At 47.3% G+C, this 16,976-nt stretch carries 15 protein-coding genes; 5 read left to right on the top strand and 10 right to left on the bottom strand.

The features are described 5' to 3' along the window. The first annotated feature begins 210 nt into the window (after positions 1-210). From proQ to OA57_RS08945, 3 genes are all read left to right on the top strand, one after another. Positions 211-897, top strand: a complete 687-nt coding sequence (gene proQ, locus OA57_RS08955) for an RNA chaperone ProQ (RefSeq protein ID WP_034616597.1) — start codon at positions 211-213, stop codon at positions 895-897. 108 nt (positions 898-1,005) lie between these two features. Then, positions 1,006-3,036, top strand: coding sequence for a carboxy terminal-processing peptidase (prc, locus tag OA57_RS08950; RefSeq protein ID WP_034616594.1), 2,031 nt, complete (start codon positions 1,006-1,008; stop codon positions 3,034-3,036). A 50-nt stretch (positions 3,037-3,086) separates the two neighbouring features. Then, positions 3,087-3,443 carry an MmcQ/YjbR family DNA-binding protein gene (locus OA57_RS08945; RefSeq protein ID WP_034616589.1) on the top strand — a complete coding sequence of 119 codons (357 nt, stop codon included), beginning with the start codon at positions 3,087-3,089 and terminating at the stop codon, positions 3,441-3,443. 38 nt (positions 3,444-3,481) lie between these two features. Here the strand turns inward: OA57_RS08945 and OA57_RS08940 are convergent, their stop codons facing one another. From OA57_RS08940 to znuC, 7 genes are all read right to left on the bottom strand, one after another. After that, positions 3,482-4,390, bottom strand: coding sequence for a LysR substrate-binding domain-containing protein (locus OA57_RS08940; RefSeq protein ID WP_200883619.1), 909 nt, complete (start codon positions 4,388-4,390; stop codon positions 3,482-3,484). A gap of 122 nt (positions 4,391-4,512) precedes the next feature. Then, positions 4,513-5,862: an MFS transporter gene (locus tag OA57_RS08935; protein WP_034616584.1), complete on the bottom strand. Its 1,350-nt coding sequence runs from the start codon at positions 5,860-5,862 to the stop codon at positions 4,513-4,515. 160 nt (positions 5,863-6,022) lie between these two features. Further along, complete coding sequence (locus OA57_RS08930; protein ID WP_200883618.1) at positions 6,023-7,018, bottom strand: transketolase family protein; 996 nt, start codon at positions 7,016-7,018, stop codon at positions 6,023-6,025. An 11-nt stretch (positions 7,019-7,029) separates the two neighbouring features. Continuing rightward, positions 7,030-7,863 carry a transketolase gene (locus OA57_RS08925; protein ID WP_034616580.1) on the bottom strand — a complete coding sequence of 278 codons (834 nt, stop codon included), beginning with the start codon at positions 7,861-7,863 and terminating at the stop codon, positions 7,030-7,032. Between the two features lie 26 nt (positions 7,864-7,889). Next, positions 7,890-8,642: an SDR family NAD(P)-dependent oxidoreductase gene (locus OA57_RS08920; protein ID WP_034616577.1), complete on the bottom strand. Its 753-nt coding sequence runs from the start codon at positions 8,640-8,642 to the stop codon at positions 7,890-7,892. 266 nt (positions 8,643-8,908) lie between these two features. Continuing rightward, a complete protein-coding gene (gene znuB / locus OA57_RS08915; RefSeq protein ID WP_034616574.1) occupies positions 8,909-9,694 on the bottom strand; it encodes a zinc ABC transporter permease subunit ZnuB in 786 nt (261 codons plus the stop codon). 11 nt (positions 9,695-9,705) lie between these two features. Then, on the bottom strand, positions 9,706-10,512 hold the full coding sequence (gene znuC, locus OA57_RS08910) for a zinc ABC transporter ATP-binding protein ZnuC (RefSeq protein ID WP_034617139.1): 807 nt from the start codon (positions 10,510-10,512) through the stop codon (positions 9,706-9,708). 387 nt (positions 10,513-10,899) lie between these two features. On the opposite strand from znuC, the gene mepM reads away from it, so the two are divergent. Then, positions 10,900-12,423 carry a murein DD-endopeptidase MepM gene (gene mepM, locus OA57_RS08905; RefSeq protein WP_034616571.1) on the top strand — a complete coding sequence of 508 codons (1,524 nt, stop codon included), beginning with the start codon at positions 10,900-10,902 and terminating at the stop codon, positions 12,421-12,423. A 52-nt stretch (positions 12,424-12,475) separates the two neighbouring features. On the opposite strand, the gene OA57_RS08900 is transcribed toward mepM, so the two are convergent. Continuing rightward, positions 12,476-14,254, bottom strand: a complete 1,779-nt coding sequence (locus OA57_RS08900) for a monovalent cation:proton antiporter-2 (CPA2) family protein (protein ID WP_052122455.1) — start codon at positions 14,252-14,254, stop codon at positions 12,476-12,478. A 115-nt stretch (positions 14,255-14,369) separates the two neighbouring features. On the opposite strand from OA57_RS08900, the gene OA57_RS08895 reads away from it, so the two are divergent. Next, entirely contained in the window at positions 14,370-14,921 is a 552-nt protein-coding gene (locus OA57_RS08895; RefSeq protein ID WP_034616569.1) for a DUF924 family protein, read from the top strand. Between the two features lie 47 nt (positions 14,922-14,968). Here OA57_RS08895 and OA57_RS08890 read toward each other — a convergent pair whose 3' ends face one another. Together OA57_RS08890 and OA57_RS08885 are read right to left on the bottom strand one after the other, a co-directional pair. Further along, positions 14,969-16,318 (bottom strand): GntP family permease, encoded by a 1,350-nt coding sequence (locus tag OA57_RS08890; protein WP_034616567.1) that lies wholly within the window; start codon positions 16,316-16,318, stop codon positions 14,969-14,971. A gap of 147 nt (positions 16,319-16,465) precedes the next feature. Further along, positions 16,466-16,972, bottom strand: a complete 507-nt coding sequence (locus tag OA57_RS08885; RefSeq protein WP_034616564.1) for a protein disulfide oxidoreductase — start codon at positions 16,970-16,972, stop codon at positions 16,466-16,468. Positions 16,973-16,976: the final 4 nt, after the last annotated feature.

The following is a 16,976-nucleotide window of genomic DNA, read 5'->3' as shown; positions in this document are numbered from 1 at the left end:
TGATGGCTATAGACTAAATTTTCGTGCCAAATACACCTTTTCACGCCGCATTGCGCTTTGACAGGGGCGATTGTGTGAGAAAAGTGCGGTTTATGTTGTCAAGCAATCAAAAATTACGCTAGACTATGCCCCTATCATTTTAGTTTCTTGTGGCATTGGTTTCTTGTGGATACAAGAATTTGATAATACGATTCGGGAATTTATAATTTCATGTCAGAACAACAGTCAGAACAACAAAAACTCAGCAATAGTAAAGAGATTATTGCTTATCTTGCACAAAAGTTTCCGCTCTGCTTCAGTTTGGAAGGGGAAACCAAGCCACTTAAAATCGGTATTTTTCAAGATCTTGCCGCCGCACTTGAAGATGACGAAAAAGTCAGTAAAACCCAATTGCGCCATGCATTGCGGCAATACACCTCCAACTGGCGTTATTTGCATGGTTGCAAAGCCGGTGCGGAGCGTGTCGATCTGGCGGGAAACCGTTGCGGCGTGTTGGAACAAGAGCACGCCGATCATGCCGCCGAACAATTGCAGCAGGCAAAAGCCAGAGTGGCGCAACGCAAAGCGCAACTGCGTGCTGCTGCCAAAGCCAAACAAGCCGACAAAGATAAAGCGGATAAAAAACCGGCCGAGTTTAAAAAATCGGTGCGTCCGGTGAAATCGGTCGGAAAACAACAAAGTGCGGTGAAAGCGGAAAACAAACCGCACAAGGAAATGCCGAAATTGACACCGGTCAATGCGGACGCCTTGCAAAAAGGACAATCGGTTAACGTCAAACTGGCAGAAAAAGCCAACCGAGCGACAATTCTGGATATCATGAAAGATTCTGCCAGGGTTCAGTTGCAAAGCGGCATGTTGCTGAATGTCGCCTTTGAACATTTATATAATGCAGAATAAGGCGTTATCACTTATTTGCTGAGTTTCGAAGCATCGCATTTGGTTAAAGTGCGGTGTTTTGTTTATTTTCGGCTTATGTTAAAAATCAGGATATTTTAGGGATTGAGGATGAAAGTAAAAAAATTGCAATATGGTTTATTTGCCGTGTTGTTTGCTTCCTTGACATTGACAGCGCAATCCGTTGTTGCGGTAAAACCGGATCTTAAGTATGAAGAGATTCGTTTGCCGCAACCGGGCGAAGTGCAGGCGACGGCGACCAAACGCGTCACGGCACGTTTAACGCAGACACACTACAGCAAATTTGCATTAGATCAGGCATTTCTGGAGAAGATGTTCACCCGCTATCTGAATTTTCTGGATTATAACCACAATACTTTTTTACAAAGCGATGTAGATGAATTGCGAAGCCAAGCGAATAAAGACTTACAGCAGGGGTTGTATTCCGGCGATTTGACGTTGGCATTCAAAGCTTACGATCTGATGAGTAAACGCCGCTACGAGCGTTATGTCTATCTGCTCTCCCTATTGGACAAGGAACCGAATTTGGGGGAGGACGATCAAATTGAGATTGATCGCTCCAAAATGACGACTTGGCCGACGGATACGGCGGAGTTAGACAAACTCTGGTTGCAGCGTTTTAAAAATGATGTGATTACCGAACGTTTGAAAAACAGTAAATGGTCGGATATCAAGAAAAAATTGCGCAAACGTTATAATTTGGCTATTTTGCGTTTGAATCAAACCAAAGCGGACGATGTTTCGCAGTTATTCCTCAATGCGTTTGCCCGTGAAATCGATCCGCATACCAGTTATCTGTCGCCGCGCAGTGCCAAAAGTTTTACCGAAGATATGAATTTGTCATTGGAGGGAATCGGCGCAACCCTGCAATCGGAAGACGACGAAACCGTGATTCGTTCGTTGGTGCCGGGTGCACCGGCGGAACGCAGTAAAAAACTGGCTGCCGGCGATAAAATCGTCGGTGTCGGACAAGGTGAAAAAGGCGAAATCGAAGATATTGTCGGTTGGCGGTTGGACGATGTCGTTGACAAAATCAAAGGGAAAAAAGGATCGACCGTCCGTTTGGAAATCGAGCCCGCCAAAGGCGGCAAGACCAGAATTATCAGCTTGGTACGTGATAAAGTGCGGATCGAGGACAATGCGGCGAAGCTGGAAGTGAATAAAGTTGAAAACCGTAATATCGGCGTGATTAAAATCCCAAGCTTTTATTTAGGGCTGACTGATGATGTGCGCAAATTACTGGCTCAGGCAGCAGAAAAAAACGTACAGGCATTGATTATCGATTTGCGTGAAAATGGTGGCGGTGCCTTGAGTGAAGCGGTATCTCTGAGCGGATTGTTTATTTCCGACGGGCCGGTTGTGCAAGTTCGTGATGCGTATAACCGTATTCGCATTCATCAAGATCCGGACAGTGCACAAGTCTACCAAGGTCCGTTGCTGGTGATGATCAACCGTTATAGCGCCTCCGCCTCGGAAATTTTTGCCGCAGCGATGCAGGACTATCAACGAGCGATTGTTTTAGGTCAGCAAACCTTCGGCAAAGGGACGGTTCAGCAAAGCCGGCCATTGAATTTTGTGTATGATTTGGATCAGTCTCCGTTAGGTTTTATCCAATACACGATTCAAAAATTCTATCGCATTAACGGCGGCAGTACCCAAATTAAAGGGGTTGATCCCGATATTACATTCCCGTCATTGATTGATGGCGAGAAAGTGGGAGAAAGCAGTGAAGATAACGCATTGCCGTGGGATAAAGTGCCGGCGGCAAATTACACGGTCATGCCGACGCTGAACGCGGCTATCCGTTATTTAACGCCATTACATCAAAAACGGATTGCGCAAGAACGTGAGTTTATCGCTTTGGAAAAAGAGCTGGAAATTCAAAAAGAGCGGTCTGAACGCAAATTCCTGTCGCTTAACTTAAAAAATCGACAGGATGAAAACCGTAGTGACGAAGCCCGCCGTTTGAAAGCCCTGAATGAAAGGTTTAAAGCCGAGGGTAAAAAACCGTTAAAAAATATTGATGATCTGGCTAAAGATTACGAAGCTCCGGATTTCTTTTTGCGCGAAGCCGAGCACGTTGCTGCCGATTATGTGGATTTTTTAGGTGAAAACAAATAATAGCAAAAAAGCCCGTTAAAAAGTTAACGGGCTTTTTTATCGGAGAGAAAATGTTGAGCCGAACCGCTTTATTGGAATATATCGCCTCAAATTATGCCGTTGAAGCCGAATATCCATGGAAAAAATTCCCCCGTTATGCGGTGTTCAGACATCTCGGAAGCAGAAAATGGTTTTGCCTGATTGCCGATGTGGATAAACAAAAAATTGGTTTGAATGGCGATGGCAAAATAGATCTGCTGAATTTGAAATGTCCGCCCGAATTAATTGATTCACTGCGGCAGGCAAAAGGCTTTTTACCGGCATATCATATGAATAAGACACATTGGCTGTCTATTGTTTTAGACGGTTCCGTTCCTTATTCAGAGATTTTTGAGCTGCTTGACATCAGTTTCCGATTGACGCAATAAAACAGAATCATCATATCGGAGTGATCCGCACTTTCATTTTATTGCTGTGCATTTAATTCGGTATTCAACCAATCAATGAAATATTGGACTTTTGTGTATTTTTTGTGTGAATGGGGAAAGGTAATATAATGCGCATTAATCGGGATATTGAATGTTTCATCAAAGACGGGAATCAGATCGCCCGACTTGAGATAGGAATTGGTCAATAAATTACTTTCAATAATCAGTCCCAACCCTTGTTTTGCCGCTTCACAACTCATATAAGAGCGGTCGAAACTAAAAGCATATGTCAGCCCTTGTGATATATTGATATTGTGATGTGCGAACCATTGCGGCCATTGAATGAGCGCACTTTGTGATAAAATAAGATTGTTTTTTAACAAATCTTCCGGAGACTTAATCTTATTTTTAGCCAGAAACGAAGGGTGTGCCAATACCGTTACATATTCGTTTTTTATCGGTAGAACACTAAGATTCTTCCATGAAAAATGGCCGTGCCGAATGTCGATATCAACCTGATCCAGATTAAATTGAATATTTTCATAGGAACAGGTGAGATTAATTTGTAATTCATTATATTGCTTCTTGAATTTTTCAATTCTCGGCAATAAATAAAGCAAGCCGAAACTGGGGGAGGTGTGAATGCTTAATATTTCTTTCTCTTGTTTTTCAATAATATTACTGGTGGCGGCATTGATGGTGTGTAGTGCGCCGGATATGGCGTCTAAATATTTTTCGCCCGTTCCCGTAAGAATCATTCCTCTGCCGGTTCGATAAAACAGTTTTTTATTTAAAAAGCTTTCCAGACCGGCGATTTGATGGCTGACGGCTGAAGGGGTGATACTCAGGCTTTCCGCTGCTTTGACGATACTTCCGAGTTGCGCCGCCTGCTCAAAAGCCTGAATCGATTTAATCGGCGGAATAGCGACTTTTTTGATGTTACTCATATTCATATCCTATATGAGAGGGAATAATGATTTTTTAGTGCTCCATACTATAATATTTCGTTGTGCTGCCAAAGATAAAATTCAGCGTGCAAAAGTGGCTATATTTGCACGCTAATTTGAGATTACTGTGATAAACGCCGCTCTAAAACGGTTGTTTCAGGCGTTTTGGCAATTGTGGTATCGACTTTTCTGGTGCTGATCACAATAATAAGCGCACTGATAACCATACTGCCCCCAAGGAACGTTATCGCACTTTGAAACGATCCGGTCATGTCGCTGAGTGTGCCGACAATATAAGGACCAAAGAATCCGCCCAGATTGCCGATACTGTTGATGAGGGCGATGGCTCCGCCGGCGGCGGCGCCGGTCAGGAACGAAGGCGGAATTGCCCAGAACGGTGAAAATGCGCCGAAGGCACCGCATAATGCCACGGCCAAAAAGATGAATGATAGCCAGACGTTTGTTTCTGCAACTTGTGTTGCCAATACCAAGCCGACGGCGCTGACAGTTAAGCAAGTCGCAACGTGCCAACGGCGTTCGTGATATTTATCGGAATGGCTGCCAACCCAGATCATCACAATCATGGCGATAAAGTAGAGCAAGCCTAGAATCCAACCTAAATTCTGTAAACTTAGCGTTGTTGTTTCTGTGATGGTTTTAGAGATTTTAGGCAGAAACATATTAATGCCGTAGTAGCCCATCATCCAGAAAAAATAGCCGACGGAAAGTAATAAAACGGATTTATCTTTAAGTGCCTGCATGAAGGTGTAATGTTTTACGGCTTGTTTGGCTTTTTGTTCGGCTTCGAGCGTTTGCATCAGCCATGTTCTTTCTTCCGGTTTTAGCCAGTCGGCGTCTTTTATGTAATCGGTCAGATAAAAATAGGCGATAATTCCCAGAATAATAGCCGGAATCGCTTCAATAACAAACATCCACTGCCAACCGGATAAGCCGAAACCGCTTAAACCGAGTAAATAGGTTGAGAGTGGTGCGCCTAATGCGTTTGCCCCCGGAATAGCCAACATAAATGCCGCAATCGCTTTGGCATGGTGTTTGCCTTGGTAGAAACTGCTTAAATAATGCACCATGCAAGGATAAAAACTGGCTTCAGCCACACCGAGCAGAAAGCGCACGGTATAAAATTGCCATGGCTTTTCAATAAACGCCATTAAGATCGCTAAAACGCCCCAGCTTACCATAATGCGGCAAATCCATTTGCTTGCGCCGACTTTTGTCATCATTGCGCTGCCCGGCACTTCCAATAAAAAATAGCCCAAGAAGAAAATGCCGGCACCAAATCCGAAAACGGCATTGGAGAAACCTAAATCGCTATTCATTTGTAAGGCGGCAAAACTGATGTTCACTCGATCAAGAATAGAGATAAAAAAGCAGATAAATAAAAACGGAATTAATCGACGAGTCACCTTTCGCACGGTATTGCGTTCTAATTCGAGAATAGGATAAGTATTCATATTATTTTCTCCTGTTATTCAATCGTTGGATTGATTTGGTGTGGTATCGGCATTATTCGGCGCATTGTCGAGATACCTGTGTAAAATATTTACCGGTTATCTTTCGGATAATTCAGGCGTTATCTGCATTGGGCGGCCCCAATGCAGAAGTGCGGTCTGACTAGCTGGATTCGGCGAGCCATTTTTTGATATTGGTTGATATCACAGACGAGGAAATCCCGTATTGATCATGCAGGGTAGGTAGAGCGCCTGCGTGCAGGAACTGATCCGGTAAAGCAATCTGTTTTAAATTCGCTTGAATATTGCGGCTCATTAACAGACTGGCAACGGCTTCGCCCAATCCGCCCATGATCGTATGGTTTTCAGCCGTAATGATCAGCCGGTCGGACTGAGTGACCTGCTTGATGATGGTTTCGGTATCCAGCGGTTTTATGGTGGCGCAATGAAGCACTGCAACATTGATATTGTCTTTTTTCAATATTTTGGCGACTTCAATGGCTCTCATGGTTAACAGACCGGTCGAAATAATCAGCACGTCATTGCCGTCTTCCAGTAATTTTGCCTTGCCGATTTCAAATTTATAATCGTAGTCTTTGAGTACGACGGGGACTTTTCCGCGCAGTAACCGCATATAAACAGGGCCTTGGTGATCGGCAATTGCCGGAACAACCTGTTCAATTTCATAAGCGTCACACGGATCAATGATTGTCATATTGGGAATGCCGCGCATCATGGCAATATCCTCGGTCGCTTGATGGCTTGGACCGTAACCGGTGGTTAAACCGGGAAGGGCGACGGCGATTTTGACATTTAAATTTTCTTCTGCAATCACTTGGTGAATAAAATCAAATGCGCGGCGGGTTGCGAATACGGCATAAGTCGTGACAAACGGGATTAGGCCCGATTTAGCCATTCCGCCGGCAGCGCCCATTAAAAGTTGTTCGGCCATTCCCATTTGGAAAAAGCGTTCGGGATATTGCTGTGCGAAAATATGCAAATCAGTATATTTAGACAGATCCGCCGTCATGCCTACAATTTCCGCTCTTGTTTTGGCCAGTTCGCTCAAGGCATGTCCAAATGGTGCGGAAATCGTTTCTTGTCCTTCTTCTGCAATGGAGGCAATCATTGCTGATGTGGTGAGTTTTTTCTTCGTCATCGTTATATCCCCTATTTCTGGCTTTCGTCCAATACAGCAATGGCTTTTTGCCATTCGTCTGCATCGACGCGAATAAAATGATTTTTTTCCCGTTGTTCTAGGAATGGAACGCCTTTGCCCATCAGGGTATCGAAGATAATGACGCGCGGTTGATCGCCCTCATGGTTTCTTGCTTTGTCAAAAGCCTGTACGACGGCAGCCAAATCATTACCGTCAACACGTTGGACGTACCAGCCGAATGCCTGCCATTTATCGCTTAAAGGTTCAAAATTCAGCATATCGGTTGATTTGCCGTCGGCTTGCTGGCGGTTAACATCTATCAGATTGATCAGATTACCCAATTTATGGTGTGCCGCAGACATCGCCGCTTCCCATGTCGAACCTTCATCCAGTTCGCCGTCGGACATCGAGTTATACACAAAAGATTTTTTGTTTTGATAACGAAGCCCCAAGGCAATACCGACCGCAATAGGCAGCCCTTGCCCCAATGAACCGCCGGACATTTCCATTCCGGGGGTATAAGTGGCCATGCCGGACATCGGTAGACGGCTTTCATCGCTGCCGTACGTTTCCAGCTCGCTGACAGGGATAATTTTTGCTTCGATTAATGCGGCATAAAATGCAATGGCATAATGACCGTGCGACAGTAAAAAATAATCGCGATCTTCCCATTCGGGATCCCCGGCTTTAAAATTCAAGGCATGGCAGTAGGCTGTTGCCAATACATCGGCATATCCCAATGCCTGTCCGATATAGCCTTGTCCTTGAACCTCGCCCATTTGTAAGGCGTAGCGTCTAATGTTATAGGCATGGGTTGCCAATTTTGATAAATCTTGCTTTGTCATAAGTACTCCCGTTCGGATGTATTGGATTAGTGGATCAACATGCCGCCATTGACATCCAGTGTGATACCGGTGGAATAGGAGGAGAGATCGCTCGCCAGAAATAATGCGGCGCCGGCAATATCAATGGCATTGCCGAGACGGGCTAACGGAATGCCGGCAATAATCTGTGCGGTCTGTTCGTCGCTGAGCTTGCCTTGCGTAATATCGGTTTGGATTAAACCGGGGGTAATGGCATTCACCCGAATATTATCCGCACCTAATTCGCGAGCCATTGCGCGAGCGAGCCCCAGCACACCGGCTTTGGCGGCGCTGTAGTGCGGTCCGCCGAAAATACCGCCGCCGCGTTGTGCCGAAACGGAAGAAATACAAATGATGCTGCCTGATTTTTGTTGCCGCATTGTCGGAATCACGGCTTGTGACATCAACAATGTCCCTCTCAAACTGACGTTTAAGACCGCATCATAATTTTCAGCCTTGATATCCATGACTTTTAATGGTTGGGTAATGCCTGCATAATTGACCAGCGAATCGATTCGCCCGTATTTGGCCAGAATTTTCTCTTTTGCGGCTTGCACTTGTTGTTCGTCCGCAACATTAACCGCAACGCCCATATGCCCCTCACCCGGCAACGCATTTGCCGCATTAACCGAAGCCTGCTCGTTGAGATCCGCAATAACGATTTTTGCGCCGTTTTCTGCAAACAGCTTGGCGGTAGCTCTGCCTAAACCGCGTTCTGAAGCTGCACCGGTGATAATCACCACTTTGTCTTTTAATAACATAAGTCTCTCCTGTTGATTGATTCTGTTTGTTTGCCTGAACTTAAAATAGCGGAATCGGCAATCACGAGAAATACACAAACCCTCAGGCATGGTTGAGAAAAATTGAAAGCGTGACAGGTATAACAAAAAAGTCGGCGACTTATTGCATAACCAGGAATAAACGGAGAACGCAACGATTGAAAAAAGACAGAAGAGCGTCTTTTTACCAACCTTGCATAGAGCGGGCGTACAGGGTTTTTAAATAATTAATGTGGGTTAGAAGAATGTTATTTTTGTTCTGATTTGAACAGCGACAGCATAAATAAGCCTGAAGCGGCAATGACCACCGACGGGCCGGCGGGGGTATCGTAAAGTGCGGATAACCCTAATCCCAGACTAATGGCCAGACAGCTGACAAAATAGCCGATAACGACCATTTGTTCGGGCGTTTTGGCAAAACGTCGGGCGGTGGCGGCCGGAATGATGAGTAGTGAAGTGATGATCAACGCCCCGACAAATTTCATACTGAGGGCGATAGTAAGTGCGGTTATCAGCATCAAGATAATTTGCATTTTGCGGGTGTTGATGCCTTCTATTTGTGCCAGTTCGGCGCTGACGGTGGTTGAGAGTAACGGTTTCCAAAAACGGATTAACACCAGCAATACGATCGCCGCCCCGGCAATAATCCAATAGAGATCATGATAATCGACGGCCAAAATATCACCGAACAGATAGGAAATCAGATCAACCCGAACATTGTCCATCAGGGCAATGGCAACAACGCCCAAGGAAAGAGAGCTATGTGCGATAATGCCAAGCAGTGTATCGGCGGAGAACGTCGTGTAATTTTCCAACCAGACTAACAGGCAGGCAAGTAACAAAACCATAGCGATGATCGCAAAGTAGGGATTGATCTCCAGTAATAACCCGAGCGCCACACCCAGCAAGGAAGCGTGCGAGAGCGTATCGCCGAAATACGACATTTTACGCCAAACAACGAAAGCACCGAGCGGCGCACTGATCAAGGAAAGAACCATGCCGCAGATCCAAGCGGGCAGAAGAATTTCAAGCATGAGACAACCTCTTACTGATGATCATGTGAATGCTCGTGATGGCACTGAGCCGAAACCGACGCCGAACTGCAACATACCTCACCGTGCAAATTGTGCTTATGATTATGGTGATGGGTGTAAAGTGCAAAGTTTTGTGCAAATTGATCCCCAAAATATTGAATAAAATCAGGGTGCTCCGATACAGTTTCCGGTGTGCCGGCGCAACAGAGGTGTTGATTGATACACAGAACCTGATCGGTATTTGCCATGACCAGATGCAAATCATGGGAGACCATCAGCACGGCACAGTCAATCCGGTTTTTGCTTTCACGGATAAGCTGGTAAAGTTCTGCCTGTCCGGCAATATCGACTCCCTGTACCGGTTCGTCCAGAACCAGTAATTCCGGACGGTTCAGTAATGCCCTTGCCAACAGTACACGCTGCATTTCGCCGCCGGATAATTTATGCATACTTTGCTGCGCCAGACGCTGAATTGACAGCCGTTGCAGAATCTCCGCAAGCTGCTGCGATTTCAGGTGCTGTTTTAAGGATAAAAATTTGGCTACCGTCAACGGTAAAGCTTGATCGAGGTGAATTTTTTGCGGTACATAGCCGATCCGCAATTTGGCTTTCGATTTCACCGTGCCGCTATTCGGGCGGATCAGCTTTAATAAGACCTTCAACAGCGTTGACTTTCCACCGCCGTTAGGGCCGACAATCGTCGTGACGGAGTTGGGATAGAGACGCAGGCTGATATTGTCCAAGACGATTTTCGAATCGAAACTGACGCAGATATTTTGTAATTCGATCAGGGGTTGTTGCTGAGTATCAAGCACAATGATTGCCTTTAATAACAAGCGTAAGCCAAAGAGTAGCAGAATATCTGATTTTTCCGATGGGTACAATAGGGGCTGTTCACAATTCGTCACACGGCAATATGTAGACAAAAAGCCGCTTTATGGGATTGAAAAGGAATTCAACGCGTCCACAAGATTTCACGAAATGTGAACAGACCAGCCCCTAAGCAACGAGATTAAAAGGATACGTATTATGATTGCTGTTTTAATCGGCAAACAACCAAAGCGGTGCGAACTTTTTGAATCTTTTTACTGTCTCACAACCATGCTTCCGTGTTTATCGCCATGAGTGAGGGTTGTTGCACGGAAATTCATCGCCCACAGGTTAAAATACCGACCAATAAAACAAGAGTGTAAGAATCGGCCATAGTGAAAAGTGTTATTTTAGCCAGAGACAGAAAGAGGCGTGCCCGTAACCGAAAAATAGTGTTTTTGGCACTGTTCGTGTTGCTGTGGGGCATCGCCTTGTATTTTCTGTTGCCGAACGATAGCCGTGTTACACAAGATCCGTCCACGGAATATCTGCAGCGCCAGCAAGGTGAGGAATCGGCGTATCAACCGATTCAATCCGATCCCTCAGTTACGGCAGTGCCAGCTCAGGAAAGTGGCGGCATGCAGACGGCTCCGACTGAAAGTGCGGTCGGCACGGCTTCTGCAAACAGAGAGGAAGAAGATCCGAGCGCCACGTCTTATGATGACGAACTGTCCCATCAAGATGATGAAGTGGAACCCGGCTCCGTTGACGAAAGCGGCTTGGGGACGGATACCGAATATTTGCCCGAAGCGGCGCAAAGCGCACTTGATATTCTGCTTGATGCTGCCGATGAAGCATGGCGGATCCATAATCAGTTTAGCGAAACGGTGGTCGGCGGCCAGCAATTAAAAGATATTTTGGATCAGTCAGGTTTGGAACCGACGGTCAGCAGCGAGTTGATCAGCGCCTTTCCCGAATTAAAAACATTAAAGGCAGGACAGCAGTTTTATTGGATTCTAAATAAAAATGATCAATTGCAGTATATGAATTGGCTGGTTTCCGATAAGGAAGAGCGAATTTATGAACGTCAGTCGGACGGCAGCTATAAAAGACAGGTGTTGAAAAAACAAAGTGTTTGGAAAACCGAAGTGATTAAGGGGCAAATTCAAGGATCGTTTTCCAACAGCTTGAGCCGCCACGGCATTTCGGCACGGCAGATCAATCAACTGGCGACAGCGTTGCAGTGGCAAGTCAGCATGAAAAAACTACGCAAAGGCGACAAGTTTGCCATTCTGATGGATCGCGAATATCTGGGCGACAAACTGACGGGACAGGCGAGGGTCGATGCGATTCACATTGTCCATGCTGGCAAGAGTTATTATGCTATCCAAGCGGCAAACGGGGCATATTTTAATGTCAACGGGGAAACCTTGGGGCGTGGTTTTGCCCGCTATCCGTTAACCAGACAACCGAAAATTTCATCGCATTTTAATCCGGCGCGTCGTCATCCGGTTACAAGGCGGATTGCGCCGCATAAAGGGGTAGATTTCTCGATTCCGGTCGGCACGCCGATTATCGCACCGTCAGACGGGGAAGTGATCAAAGTGGCGTATCAGGCTAACGGCGCCGGGCGTTATATTGTGTTGCGGCACGGACGTAATTATAAAACGGTTTATATGCACCTGAGCAGAGCCTTGGTCAAACCGGGGCAGCAAGTCAAACGCGGTGCAAGAATTGCGCTCTCCGGCAACACAGGCCGCTCGACCGGACCGCACTTGCATTATGAATTTCACATCAATGACCGTCCGGTCAATCCGATGACGGTGAAACTGCCGGGCAGTAATACCGGATTGCCGGCGAAAGAGCGCAAGGCGTTTCTGGCAAAATCGAAACAAGTGGTCAGAAAGCTGAAGTTATAAAAGTGCGGTCTGGTTCCCGTGTACGCTTATACACGGGAAGAGATCGAACGCATCAGCTTAGCGGCGCATCGACCGCCTCAACTTTATGTTCGGTTAACGGTTGTGGTTCTGGGGTATAGTGGCGCATATCGATTCTGCCCGAAACCTGTTCACACAATAAATCGTCATCACGCAGGCGCATATCACGCGTGATCCGCTCCGCTTCTTCTTTTTCCACGCCCAGTGCCAATAACGTTTTCTCACCGAGTTCAAAGGCTGCCGCCGCACTTTCGCGCACCACATTGTCTACACCCTTGTTAATCAGTTCGATATAATGGCGACGATCCCATGCCCGCACAATCAGTTTGGTATTCGGAAAACTGCTTTGTACCAAATCTACAATATGATCGGTAGCGTGTTTGTCATCAATACAAACCATGATCGCATGCGCATCAGCCGCTCCGGACGAGTGCAGAATATCCAAATGCGTGCCGTCACCGAAGTAAATATGACGGCCGAATTTACGCGCTTCTCTGATTCTCAGCGGATCATTGTCAATAATGGCCAGCGCCATGCCGCGACTTAACAGCGCCTGACTGGCGATTTGTCCGAAACGGCCGAAACCGATCACCAACACTTCATCACTCAAGTTTTCAGGCCGTTGCAAACCATCGAGTGAAATGGTTTCTTCCGGCAGAAAACGATCCACGGCGAGCATGACCAACGGCGTTAAGGCCATTGACAAAATGACCGCAGCCGACAGCAGGGCGTTGGATTGGGAATCCATTAACCCGCTGGTGACGGCGGCGGCATACAGTACAAAGGCGAATTCGCCGCCTTGTGCGAACATAGCGGTACGTAGTAAAGCCTGACGGTGGCAGGATTTAAACAGACGGGCTATAGCATAGATCCCGACGGCTTTGGTCAGCATAAAAGCAATCACAGCCAACGCTACCATGCCCCAGCTTTCGGCAATGAGATTGAGGTTCAGCGACATACCGACGGCAAGGAAAAACAGCCCGAGCAAAATCCCTTTAAACGGCTCAATATCGGCTTCAATTTGATGGCGATAACTGGATTCGGACAATAGCACGCCGGCTAAAAATGCCCCCATCGCCATCGATAGGCCGCTGATTTCCATCAAAAATGCCGAACCGAGTACGACCAGCAGGGCGGCAGCGGTCATCACTTCCCGTGCTTTTGCCGCTGCGAGAATGGCAAATAACGGATTCAGCAGCCATTTTCCGGCGGCAATCAAAATTGAAAGTGCGGTCACGGCAAGACAGATACTGCCCCAATTCACACCGCTCTCGGCACTATGATTCGGGCTGAGAAAGGCAACGACTGCCAACATCGGCACAATCGCCAAATCTTCCAGTAACAAAATCGACAGCGCCTGCTGTCCGCCGGGGGTATTGGCTTCCCCCCGCTCCGCCAGCATTTGCATCACAACCGCCGTCGACGACAAAACAAATCCGGCAGCACCGACAAATGCAATTTCTTGACGCAAATCCAATACTAAAACGCCAATTAATGTCAACAGTGCGGTACACACCACCACTTGGGCGGCGCCCAGTCCGAAAATTTGACTTCGCATTTGCCACAGCTTGCTCGGCCGCATTTCGAGCCCGATAATAAACAGAAACATTACCACGCCCAATTCGGCGAGATGTAAAATTTGTTCGGGATCGTCAAAAAAACTGAAAACGTGCGGCCCAATCAAAATGCCGGCACAAAAATAACCCAATACCGCGCCCAATCCCAGACGTTTGAAAATCGGTACTGCCAAAACACCGGCCGTCAGGAGAATGACGACCGGCAATAACGGGCTTGACGCATGTTCAACAGCCATATCTTGTCCTTTTTAAACAGTAAAATAACGCTCTTCTATTTAAGCATTATTTTGACAAAAATATTGAAATTTTTTTAAATAATACAGAACGTTTTAACCGACATGGAGGAATAATATGCAAGAAACGCATCAAAGCGCACAACAGGTGTTGGATTTTTGGTTCAGTGACGCAGTCATGCCGTGTTGGTTTGTCAAAAGTGATGCCTTTGATCGCCGCTGTAAATCGTTTGAAAATACGCTGACGGCAGCCGTTATGGGGGAATGTGCAGGCTGGCGTGAGACGATGGCGGGGCGTTTAGCCGAAATTATCGTGCTGGATCAGCTCTCGCGTAATCTGTTTCGCAACACGCCGCGTGCATTCAGTCAGGATGCGATGGCGCTGGCATTGGCGCAAGAGGCGGTAAAACAACCCGACTATACCGCACTTGCCCCGTTGCAGCGAAAATTTGTTCTGATGCCGTATATGCACAGTGAATCCAAGGTGATCCATCAACAGGCGATTCCGCTGTTTGAGGCATTGAACGATGCCGAGACACTGGATTTTGAATGGCGACACAAAGCGATTATTGATCGCTTCGGTCGTTATCCGCATCGCAATGCCGTTTTAGACCGTATTTCAACGCCGGCAGAAATCGACTTTCTGACTCAGGCGAGGTCGTCTTTTTGACGTGCAAAACCGCACTTTTCGGCTAAAAGTGCGGTATGCCGTTCGACTTACAGTAAAATCCAAGCCAGAATGGCGACGATGACAATGGTCACCAGCCCTTGCACTAAGGTTGCAATCGTTTGGGATTTATAGGCGGTTGCCACATCCATTTCACTGAATTCGGCCACAACCCAGAAAAAGCTGTCGTTGGCGTGGGAAACCGTCATGGCGCCGGCACCGATCGCCATAATTGCCAATACCGAACCGATTGCGCTGTCCAGCCCGAGCGGTTGCAGCAGCGGATAAATGATAGTGGAGGTAACCACAAGTGCGGTCGTGGAAGAGCCTTGTGCGGTTTTTAAGGCGGCGGCGATAATAAACGGCACCAGAATGCCCAAGCTCATGCCTTGTAACACCGACCCCAAATAATCACCGATGCCGCTGGCTTTTAAAACACCGCCTAATGCACCGCCGGCTGCGGTGATAATCAGAATACTGCCGGAATCGCGTACAGCCTGCCCAATCCAGTCGTTCAACGTGGTTTTGCTCCATTCGGGCAATAGGCGGGCGGAGAAAAACAGCCCGATAAGCAGTGCCGTGACCGGTTCGCCGAAGAAATAGACATAGGTTAACAGCGGATTATCAGCACCGGCGAACAGCAACTTCAGCAGCGAGGCAAAGGCGATCAACGCAATCGGCACGATAATCGGTAAAAAGGCATTCAAGGTTGACGGAATATGTTTGTAGAGCGTCTGAATCTCTTCATCGTCCGCCAGCTTCGGCAAGTCGTCTTGCGCACAGCGATAGCGCTTGCCCGCCCATTCGGCGTATAAATAGCCGGCAGCGGCGGCAAACAGGGCGATGACCAGTCCGAACAGGATCACTAATCCTAAATTTTCCACGTGCAAATTGCCGGCGGCCGCAATCGGCCCCGGTGTCGGCGGCACTAAGGTGTGGGTGGCGTACAAACCGGTTGCCAGCGCAACAGACATGGCAACCGCCGATTTACCGGTTTGGCGGATCAGCGATTTCTTCAGCGAAGACAAAATCACGAATCCCGAATCACAAAAAACCGGAATGGAGACAATATAGCCGATAATACTCATAGCAAGCACCGGACGCTGCCGCCCGATTTTGCTCAGAACAAAATCCGCCATAGCAATTGCCGCGCCGGTTTTTTCCAGAATCGTGCCGATAATCGTTCCCAGAACGATAACGATGCCGATATAAGCCAAAATACCGCCAAAGCCGGTGGTGATGGTTTTGACCGTGTCGGCAATCGGCAGGCCGGAGAACAGGGCAATGGCGTAGGCGGTGAGCAATAGCGCAATGAAAGGGTGTAGCTTGTATTTTGCGGTGGAGATAACGATAAATAAAATCCCCGCAATCAAAAGAATGACCAGACCGAAACCACTCATAAGAAAACCTCCCGTCAGTTTATGGGGAATGCATTTGATGATCCCGTAACCCCGTTTGGCAGCGGATTACACCGATTAACATAGCAAGAGGCGGATTTTTTGAATAGGATTTGTTGCCGGAATTGCGATAGGCTTCAAATTCTTTGCTTAAAACCACTCGGCGAGCCATAACCGCACTTTTAATCCCCAATAGGTGCTTAAACCACTGGTGGAGAATGCCATTTTTCCCTGATCAAAGATGATAATCGTCGGCGTGACGGAAACCTGCCATTGCTTGGCGATTTCGCCATCGGGATCATTAACGGTGGTAAAGCGGTAGCCGTGTTCGTCCAAATAAGCCTGTACGGTCTGCCGATCGCCCGAACGCAGGGCAATGCTGACAACCGCTACGCCGTCGGCGGCGAGGCTATCGATAGCCGGCGAAGTATAGCGGCAATAACCGCACCAGCTTCCCCAAAAATAGAGGATGGCGGGGCGATCATAGCCGAGTTGCGCCAAAAAAAACGGTTGGTTGTGCAGATCATAAAGTGCGGTGGTATCGGCATGATTCGGTACTTGCGGTTTGCGCAGCCAATCGACAATCACACTCATCACGATGACGGTTAAAAACAGGGCAAGCGCGTTTTTTGCAAGTTTTCGGATGTTGAGTTTCATGGGG

Source organism: Chelonobacter oris (assembly GCF_000772535.1).
GTDB lineage: Bacteria > Pseudomonadota > Gammaproteobacteria > Enterobacterales > Pasteurellaceae > Chelonobacter > Chelonobacter oris.
This window is presented reverse-complemented; position numbering and strand designations above follow the sequence as displayed.

Excerpts from the sequence above, each read along its gene's own strand:
- OA57_RS08945 (WP_034616589.1), top strand. The coding sequence starts at position 3,087 with ATGTTGAGCCGAACCGCTTTATTGGAATATATCGCCTCAAATTATGCC.
- prc (WP_034616594.1), top strand. The coding sequence starts at position 1,006 with ATGAAAGTAAAAAAATTGCAATATGGTTTATTTGCCGTGTTGTTTGCT.
- OA57_RS08885 (WP_034616564.1), bottom strand. The coding sequence starts at position 16,972 with ATGAAACTCAACATCCGAAAACTTGCAAAAAACGCGCTTGCCCTGTTT.
- OA57_RS08940 (WP_200883619.1), bottom strand. The coding sequence starts at position 4,390 with ATGAGTAACATCAAAAAAGTCGCTATTCCGCCGATTAAATCGATTCAG.
- proQ (WP_034616597.1), top strand. The coding sequence starts at position 211 with ATGTCAGAACAACAGTCAGAACAACAAAAACTCAGCAATAGTAAAGAG.
- OA57_RS08935 (WP_034616584.1), bottom strand. The coding sequence starts at position 5,862 with ATGAATACTTATCCTATTCTCGAATTAGAACGCAATACCGTGCGAAAG.
- OA57_RS08930 (WP_200883618.1), bottom strand. The coding sequence starts at position 7,018 with ATGACGAAGAAAAAACTCACCACATCAGCAATGATTGCCTCCATTGCA.
- znuB (WP_034616574.1), bottom strand. The coding sequence starts at position 9,694 with ATGCTTGAAATTCTTCTGCCCGCTTGGATCTGCGGCATGGTTCTTTCC.
- OA57_RS08895 (WP_034616569.1), top strand. The coding sequence starts at position 14,370 with ATGCAAGAAACGCATCAAAGCGCACAACAGGTGTTGGATTTTTGGTTC.
- OA57_RS08920 (WP_034616577.1), bottom strand. The coding sequence starts at position 8,642 with ATGTTATTAAAAGACAAAGTGGTGATTATCACCGGTGCAGCTTCAGAA.
- OA57_RS08925 (WP_034616580.1), bottom strand. The coding sequence starts at position 7,863 with ATGACAAAGCAAGATTTATCAAAATTGGCAACCCATGCCTATAACATT.
- OA57_RS08900 (WP_052122455.1), bottom strand. The coding sequence starts at position 14,254 with ATGGCTGTTGAACATGCGTCAAGCCCGTTATTGCCGGTCGTCATTCTC.
- OA57_RS08890 (WP_034616567.1), bottom strand. The coding sequence starts at position 16,318 with ATGAGTGGTTTCGGTCTGGTCATTCTTTTGATTGCGGGGATTTTATTT.